The organism is Oribacterium sp. (assembly GCF_057249185.1).
This window is the reverse complement of sequence record NZ_DBHIGR010000094.1, coordinates 1-8,571: the sequence shown is the minus strand read 5'-3', so window position 1 is coordinate 8,571 and position 8,571 is coordinate 1. Positions and strand designations below refer to the sequence as shown.

5 protein-coding genes and 2 pseudogenes are annotated in these 8,571 nt (G+C 43.6%); all 7 read left to right on the top strand.

The annotated features are described in order from the left end of the window. Positions 1 to 156 (top strand): annotated as a pseudogene (locus ACO4PX_RS06475) (carbohydrate ABC transporter permease); the annotation flags it as partial. A gap of 122 nt (positions 157 to 278) precedes the next feature. After that, entirely contained in the window at positions 279 to 1,412 is a 1,134-nt protein-coding gene (locus ACO4PX_RS06470) for a LacI family DNA-binding transcriptional regulator (protein WP_485572029.1), read from the top strand. Positions 1,413 to 1,499: 87 nt separating this feature from the next. Continuing rightward, a complete protein-coding gene (locus ACO4PX_RS06465; RefSeq protein WP_485572028.1) occupies positions 1,500 to 3,239 on the top strand; it encodes a glycoside hydrolase family 13 protein in 1,740 nt (579 codons plus the stop codon). 92 nt (positions 3,240 to 3,331) lie between these two features. Next, positions 3,332 to 5,008, top strand: a complete 1,677-nt coding sequence (locus ACO4PX_RS06460; protein WP_485572027.1) for a glycoside hydrolase family 13 protein — start codon at positions 3,332 to 3,334, stop codon at positions 5,006 to 5,008. 196 nt (positions 5,009 to 5,204) lie between these two features. Further along, on the top strand, positions 5,205 to 6,449 hold the full coding sequence (locus ACO4PX_RS06455; protein WP_472451307.1) for a S1C family serine protease: 1,245 nt from the start codon (positions 5,205 to 5,207) through the stop codon (positions 6,447 to 6,449). Positions 6,450 to 6,855: 406 nt separating this feature from the next. Then, on the top strand, positions 6,856 to 7,770 hold the full coding sequence (locus tag ACO4PX_RS06450) for an alpha/beta hydrolase (RefSeq protein ID WP_308579931.1): 915 nt from the start codon (positions 6,856 to 6,858) through the stop codon (positions 7,768 to 7,770). A 37-nt stretch (positions 7,771 to 7,807) separates the two neighbouring features. After that, positions 7,808 to 8,571: pseudogene (locus ACO4PX_RS06445) on the top strand (undecaprenyl-phosphate glucose phosphotransferase); the annotation flags it as partial.

The following is an 8,571-nucleotide window of genomic DNA, read 5'->3' as shown; positions in this document are numbered from 1 at the left end:
CCTGTAGCTGTGCAGGCCTTTGTGGGATCTTATGTAAAACAGTGGGATTTGATTTTGTCTGCAGCTTTGCTGGCCATTCTTCCTATGATTATTGTTTTCTTAGTAGGACAGAAGCAGATTATGAGCGGAATGGTAGAGGGTGCTGTAAAAGGATAAGGAGAACAGCGTTCTCAAAGAATCTAACAGAGAGAGGAATATTTATCGCAAAGGACTGCAGATTGCAAGGAATGCAGATCCTTTGCAGGCTGTTCTCAAGATAAATATTCAGAATGAAGATTATGGCTAGAATTAAAGATATTGCTAAACTTGCAAATGTAAGTCCCTCTACAGTATCCAACGTGATCCATGGCAGAAAAAACAAGTTAAGTCCTGAGCTCTATGAAAAGGTGCAAAGGATTTTAGAAGAAGAGCATTATGTTACGCACCGGGGGGCCCAAATGTTGACAAAACAGGGCTCCCGTCTTATTGCTCTGATTTTGACCTATAGCAGAGCTGAAGAGGAAAGTATTGTACAGGATCCCTTTGTTTCTTCGATTATCGGTGCAGTACAAAGTGCGTTGCAGAAGGAAGGATATTTTCTTTTGCTGTATGCCAATCCCCAAATGGAGCTTTGTACCAAAATCACTTTAGAGTGGAATGTGGAAGGGATTATTCTGTTGGGAGCAAAGCGTGAAGACTACTATTATTTACGTTCTCTGAATTCGGTACCGGTTGTTACTATAGATACCATTTTCTTTCCGGAGGATCATTCCTATGTTAATGTAGGACTGGAGGATTACCGGGGAGCGCTGGAGATGACTCGCTACCTGCTTTCCAAAGGACACGAAAAAATTGCTTTTTTATCATTGATGGACGGCATGGATGTTTTACGGAAAGATGCCATAGACAATATCCGGTATCAGGGGTACCTACAGGCTTACGAAGAAAAAAACTTAGCGGCGGATCGGAGCCTTTGCCGAAATTTATCCTATGATGGGAAAATCAGACAAAAGCAGTATAAGGACTTTTACCGGGAGAATTTTTGGGGCTGTACGGCTTTATTTTTTACAGCAGATATTATGGCCCTGGAAATGATGAGCTTTTGTATGGATCAAAAGCTACGAATTCCGGAAGATATTTCCATTGCCGGATATGATGGGATTTTTGCGGCAAAGAGAGCAAGACCTCGGCTTTGCACCATTTGTCAGGACGGCACGGAAAAGGGAAGACGGGCAGTGATGGAATTGTTACTTCTGCTTAAGGAAGAGCGGGATATTGGAACTCGTAAAAAAGATATTCGCTTACCTGTATTTCTGGAGAAAGGAAGTTCTGTGCAGACGGTAGGAGAGCAAAAGCAATCCCCCGGGCTACAGCTTCATTTGCAAAAGGAAGCGGAGTTTAAGGATAGAGAAAAGTTCTTAGAGGAAGTGTAGTGTGCTTCCGTAACGGAATAGAAGATTGCATGCGAATAGTGTATTGTTAATGGAATAATATATTGTTTTCTTTGGAAGGAGAAGAAGATGAAAAAAACATGGTGGAAGGAAGCCGTTGTGTATCAGATTTATCCCAGAAGCTTCTGTGATAGTAATGGAGACGGTATCGGAGATTTGCCGGGAATTGAAAGCAAACTGGATTATCTTAAGGAATTAGGGATTGATGTAATTTGGCTTTCCCCTGTTTATCGTTCTCCCAATGATGACAACGGCTATGATATCTCCGACTATGAAGATATCATGGAAGAGTTTGGTACCATGGCGGATTTTGACCGTCTGTTAAAGAAGGCTCATGAAAAAGGCATTAAGATTGTGATGGATTTGGTAGTAAACCACAGCTCCGATGAACATGCCTGGTTTATGGAGAGCCGTAAGGACAAGGAAAATGCCAAGAGAGATTACTACATTTGGCGAAAGGGAAGACCTCTGTCCACTGTTTCTAAGGAAGAGCAGGAGCGCTTTGCAGGAGATATTGTGGAGTATCGGGGAGAAAAACTTCTTCCTCCCAACAACTGGGGTTCCTTCTTCTCCGGACCGGCTTGGGTATTTGATGAAAAGACCGGAGAATTTTACCTTCATCTCTTCTCCAAGAAGCAGCCGGATCTGAACTGGGAAAATGAAGTTGTCAGAAAAGAAGTTTTCGATATGATGTGTCGTTGGTGTGAAAAGGGAATTGACGGCTTCCGTATGGATGTTATTTCTCTGATTTCTAAGCCTGAGGGACTGCCAAGTACAGAAATTCCAAAAGGGGCTGTTTATGGAGACGGCGCAGTTTGTGCCAATGGTCCCAGAGTCCATGAATTTTTGCAGGAGATGAATCAAAAGGTGCTCTCCAAGTATGATTTAATGACTGTAGGAGAAACTGCGGGAGTAACCTTAGAGGAAGCGAAAAAATATGCCAATGAAGCGCAAACCGAGCTCAACATGGTTTTCCAGTTTGAGCACGTGAGCATGGATGAGAATCCTAAGTACGGTTTTAAGTGGAACACCGGAAGAATGCCTTTGGTGCCTTTAAAGAAAAATCTGGAAAAGTGGCAGCTGGGCTTAAAGGATGTGGCTTGGAACAGTATCTATCTTTGCAACCATGACCAGCCCAGAGTCATTGCCCGTTTGGGAGATGACGGAGGTCAGTACAGAGAGCGTTCCGCAAAGTGTATTGCCACCTTCCTTCATATGATGCAGGGAACTCCTTATATTTATCAGGGAGAAGAGCTGGGCATGGGAAATTATCCCTTCACCGATCCTTCCCAGTTTAGGGATTTGGAAAGTATTAATGCTTATGAAGAATTGACAGAGAAGCTTCATATCAGTCCGGAGGAGCTGTTCCCCATGATTGCCCATAAGAGCAGGGACAATGCCAGAACTCCCATGCAGTGGAACAGTGAAAAGGAAGCGGGCTTTACCACAGGAACTCCCTGGATTGCGGTAAATCCCAACTACACTACAGTGAATGCGGAGGAGCAGCTGAAGAGACCGGATTCCGTCTTCCACTACTATCAGAAGCTGATTGCGTTACGGCATAGCTCAGAGCTGATAGTGTATGGAGACTTCCGTTTATTACTTCCTGAGGATCCGGACTTGTTTGTTTATGAGCGTTCTTTGGGAGAGAAGAAGCTTTTGGTGGTCTGCAACGTATCGGAGAATGAACGAGATTTCGCTATTCCGGAGGAGTTTAAGACAGGAAAGCTCTTGATCCACAATGTGGAAGAGGAAGATGCCAAGAGAGGTCACTTGCTTCCCTATGAGGCCTTTGTATTAGAAATTTAAAAAATCTGTGTCAGACATTGTCGCAGCATAACAACTGTCATTTTTCGGAAGAATAGAATGATAGAAAAGGAAAAATATAGTAAGGAGAAAAAATGAGAAAAGAATGGTGGCAGGAGAAGGTCGCTTACCAGATTTACCCAAAAAGCTTTAAGGATACTAAGGGAAACGGAATCGGAGACATTCGGGGAATTATCGAAAAACTGGATTATTTGAAAAGTCTGGGGATTGATATTATCTGGATTTCTCCCTGCTTCCTATCCCCATTGGCAGACCAGGGCTATGATATTGCGGATTACTACAAGATTGATCCCCGCTTCGGTTCCAATGAGGATATGGAGGAGCTTTTGGCGGAGGCTAAGAAAAGGGACATGCATATCCTTTTGGACTTAGTGGTAAACCATTGCTCCGATGAGCATGAGTGGTTCCAAAAGGCCGTTGCGGATCCCAAGGGGCCCTATGCGGATTATTTCTTCTTTGAAGAGGGAATCGACGGAAAGGAGCCCAATAACTGGCGTTCCTATTTTGGAGGTTCCGTTTGGGAGAAGGTACCGGGAACGGAGAACACCTATTACTTACACCTCTTCCATAAGAAACAGCCGGATTTAAACTGGGAGAATCCAAAGCTTAGAGAAGAAATCTACAAGATGATTAACTGGTGGTTGGACAAGGGGGTATCCGGTTTCCGTATTGATGCCATTCTGAACATCAAGAAGGTATTCCCCCTTCAGGGACATCACTATCCTGCAGACCGAGAGGACGGTATGGCCGCCTGCACCAATATGATCTATGAGGCGGAGGGAATCGGAGAATTCCTTCGGGAAATGCGGGATCGTTGTTTCCGCCCTCACAATGCCTTTTCCGTGGGAGAGGTCTTTAATGAAACAGAGGAGCAGATTCCGGAGTTTATCGGAGAGGACGGCTATTTCTCTTCCATGTTCGACTTCCGTGCCCATAGTAGCGGACATTCCGACAAGGGATGGTTTGACAATAAGCCGGTTACCCCCAATGCTTATCGGGACAACTGCTATTTAACCCAAAGATTGGTAAATCCCGTAGGATTTATTTCCACCGTCATTGAAAATCACGATGAGTCCAGGGGAGTAAACAGCTATATTCCCGCTGAGGATTTAAGTGATACTTCCAAGAAGTTTATTGCCACCATGCTGATGATGCAGAGGGGTCTTCCCTTTATCTATCAGGGACAGGAAATCGGTATGGAAAATGTGGTTTTCCACGACATTTCCGAAGTAGACGACATTTCCACCCTGGATGAATATAAGATCGCCTTGGAAAATGGTTATAGCAAGGAAGAGGCGTTAAAGATTGTAAATCGTTACAGTAGAGACAATGCCAGAACTCCTATGCAATGGACAGGCGGTAAGGAAGCAGGCTTTACCACCGGGAAACCCTGGCTTCCCGTAAATCCCAACTATACAAGGATTAATGTGGAAAGCCAGGAGAAGGATCCGGCTTCCGTTCTGGCCTATTACAAAGCGCTTTGTGCTCTTCGTAAGCAGGAGGAGTATAAGGAAGCGGTGGTTTATGGAGACTTTATTCCCTTCCTGGAGAAGGAAGACCGCTTGATGGCTTTTTACAGAAAGGGAGAGAAGAAAACTCTTTTGGTTTTGGGCAATTACAGAAAAGAAGAAAGAGAAGTGGAGGTTCCCGGAACGATTAAGAAGGTGCTGCTTTCCAATGTAGAGCCAAAAATCAACGGAAATACCGTAAAGCTTTCCGGCTATGAGGCTTTGATTTTAGAAGTGGAATAAACAAGTAAGATAAGAGTGAGGACACAAAATCCTCACTCTTTTTCCATTTTTTTGCCACATTTTTTTTCTATTCTATGTCTTGTCAAAAGGAAAACAGCTTCCCAAGACCATGAAATAATGCAAGTTTTCAATAGTAAATAAAAAGAAAGAGCTAAGTCATAAGGGAGAAAGCTTTGGCTTAGTAAGGAGGTAAATTATGGCAAGAGGAAATAGAGTAGCAGGAATTGTGGCATCCGCCCTTCTTTTCGGAGCAGTATCCGGAGGCACTATGGTGGGGGTAAATGTGTTGGCAGATCAACACCGTTCCGAAATTGTAGCGAGTGTGAATGAGCTTACCGGACAGGGACAGAAGGAAAGCTCTTCTCCCATTCAGAAAACGGTAGCAAAGGATAACAACGACAGTTCTTCCGAAAAGACTACTACATCCGGAGAAGAGAGTGTGTCCAATATTGCTAAGACCGCAATGCCTTCCGTAGTTTCCATCACAAACACCATTAAGTATCAGCAGAACGGCTTTTCTCTTTACGGTCAGGGGCAGACGCAAGAGGCGGCAGCCAGCGGTTCCGGTGTGATTATCGGAGAAAATGATAATGAGCTTCTGATTGTGACCAATAAGCATGTGGTAGAGGATTCCACTTCCCTGTCCGTACAATTTGTGGACGGAAAGTCCTACGATGCAAAGATTAAGGGAACAGACAGTGATGCGGATTTAGCTGTAATTGCCGTTCCTTTGGATTCCATTTCCGCAGAAACCAGGAAGAGTATTAGCACAGCCACCTTCGGGGATTCCGATGCCTTAAGCGTAGGAGATCAGGTAGTGGCTATCGGAAATGCATTAGGTTACGGACAGTCTGTAACCACCGGTATTATCTCTGCCAAGGATAGAGACATTCAAACGGAAAATGGTTCGGAAACCGGCCTTTTACAAACCGATGCAGCCATTAATCCCGGAAACTCCGGCGGCGCCTTACTGAATATGCAGGGAGAGTTAATCGGTATCAATGTGGCAAAGTATTCCGATACAACTGTAGAGGGTATGGGCTACTCCATTCCTGCCAAGAAGGTTCAGGAAATCGTGGAGACACTCTCCAAGAGAGATACCAGAGAAAAGGTAAAGGATGATGAAAGAGGCTACATCGGTATTCAAGGAAAAACGGTGGACAGCAGTATTGCGGAAGCCTACAACATGCCCCAAGGAATTTACGTCTATAAGATTTTAAAGGGTGATGGCATTGATAATTCCGCTTTACAGGAAAAGGATATTATTACCAAGTTTGACGGACAGGGCGTAAGAAGCCTGGAGGATTTGGTTTCCTTAATCTCCGGCTATAAGGCAGGAGAAAAGGTGGAGGTGACTGTAAAACGTCTTTCTGCCAAGGGACAATATGAAGAAAAGACGGTAGAAGTAACTTTAGGAAAGAACAGTACTGACAATAACTAAGAAAAGCTTCTTTCGGAGATATCTGCAAACCTTAAAGAAGATGAGATTTTTAGAAAAATGATATTTTCATAGAGGAGGCTTTAAGCTTCTCCTTAAAAGTAGGAAAAATGAACGGAAAATAAAAAATAAATTGTGTGATTGCGATAAAAAAAGCTTCTGAGACGAGTTCCGGAAGCTTTTTTTATGCTATACTAAACAAATATGTCTTATGATATTTTTCAGATGGAAGAGACAGGATACAAGACAGAAAGATGACAGAGAAAGAGAAGGCCGAAAGAACATGGGAGGAAAGTTTTTCAAAAAAAGAATAGGGATAGCTTTCTTTCTATGTTTTTTTCTCGGGCTTAGCTTTTTTTTCTTCCGGGAGGAAGGAAAAGGAAGGGAAAGAGAAGCCATAAAGGAGGCAGTGTCCTTTACCAAAAGAACTGCCGTTCTTACGGGGGAAGAGAAGAGAAGCTACAGAGAGGAATATGGAGAATATATTCGGTATAAAAATATTTCCTATCCTTCCGCCTACCCCAACAATTTCTTTGATGCATACCTGTATCCGAAAGAACGACAGAAGGAGGTTCTGGGCACCATCCTTTATTTTCATGGAGGCGGTTTTGTGTCCGGCAGTAAAAATGTTGTGGACCAGCATCCCTATTTTCTGGAATGGCTGAAGAACGGGTTCCAAGTCATCGCCATTGACTATGCTTTGGCGCCGGATTATCCCTATCCTATCGCCCTGAGGCAAGCTGCCGCTGCTGTAAAAACCATAGTACAGAAAAAGGATATTTTAGGGATTGATCCGAATAAGCTTATTATTCTGGGAGACAGTGCAGGAGCTGCACTGGGAGGACAGTTTATCCTTAGCCAGCTGGATGATAAATACAGAAAAAGATTAAAGGTGGAAGAGGTTTTTGGAAGGGGAAAGGGCAGGATTTGCGGCTTTATCTCTCTTTCCGGTCTCCTGGATACTACCCGTTACGGGCAAACCAATTCGATAGAAAACAATTCTTATTTTCGAAACTGGGGAATTGCCTATTTTCAGGAAAAAGATTTGGAAAAGGGAAAAAAGGCGAAGGAAGCCTCTGTTTTGCAAAATATTGAAAAAAGCTTTCCTCCCACTTTTCTGTCAGACGGAAACCTGGGATCCTTTCAGGAACAGGGGAAGGACTTTCAAAGAAAGCTCCGTCAAATTGGCGTTCCGGTGGAAAGCTATTTTCCCGGTAAAAATGAGGGGGAATTGCCCCATGACTTTGAATTGCAAGTGCATAGACCGGAGGCGGAACGGCTTTTAAGAAGACAAATCGCCTTTGCGAAGAATCTGCTTTCCTAAGAATTTTTTAATACCGCTGTTGTACAGGAAGGAAAATATGATCAAAGATAAACAAAAACAGCTAAATCAATTACAGGTCCTCTTCGACGGAATCGTCATAGCTTTGGCCTATTTTTTGGCATGGTATTTTGCGATTGAGAATCCTATTTTTCCGGAGGGCCATGGCGTACTTTCTCCTAAGGTGTATTTTACCGCCCTGCTTCCCCTGATTCCGGGATATTTAATTTTGTATTGGATTTTCGGGCTTTATCATCCTATGCGTACCATGCGGATGAAAAATGTGCTTTTTCGTATTATTCAAGCCAACAGTGTGGGGCTTTTGATTTCCGCCTCTCTTTTCTTTGCCTTTCGTAAATCCGGTTATTTTGAGCATTTCTCCACCAAGGTCTTGTTTTATAACTATCTTGGCAATATTTGCTTAAATACCTTGGAGCGTTATGGTTTAAGAAGATTCCTGGCCACTCTTCGAAAGAAGGGCTTTAACCAAAAGCACCTTATTCTGGTGGGATTTTCCGCGGTTTCCAACCGTTTTATCGACGCTTGTAAAAGAAATCCGGATTGGGGCTATACCATTTACGGTATTGTGGATGATTTTGCGGAGAAAGGGGAGTCCTATAGAGGGGTATCCGTAATCGGAAGAATCAAGGAGCTGGGAGACTTCCTGGCTCAAAACACGATTGACGAGATTGCCATTACCCTGCCCCTTGCCGCTTATGAAAAGCTTCCGGGAATTGTGGCGGTTTGTGAGAAATCCGGTGTCCATACCAAATTTTTACCGGACTATCAGGAGATTATTCACTC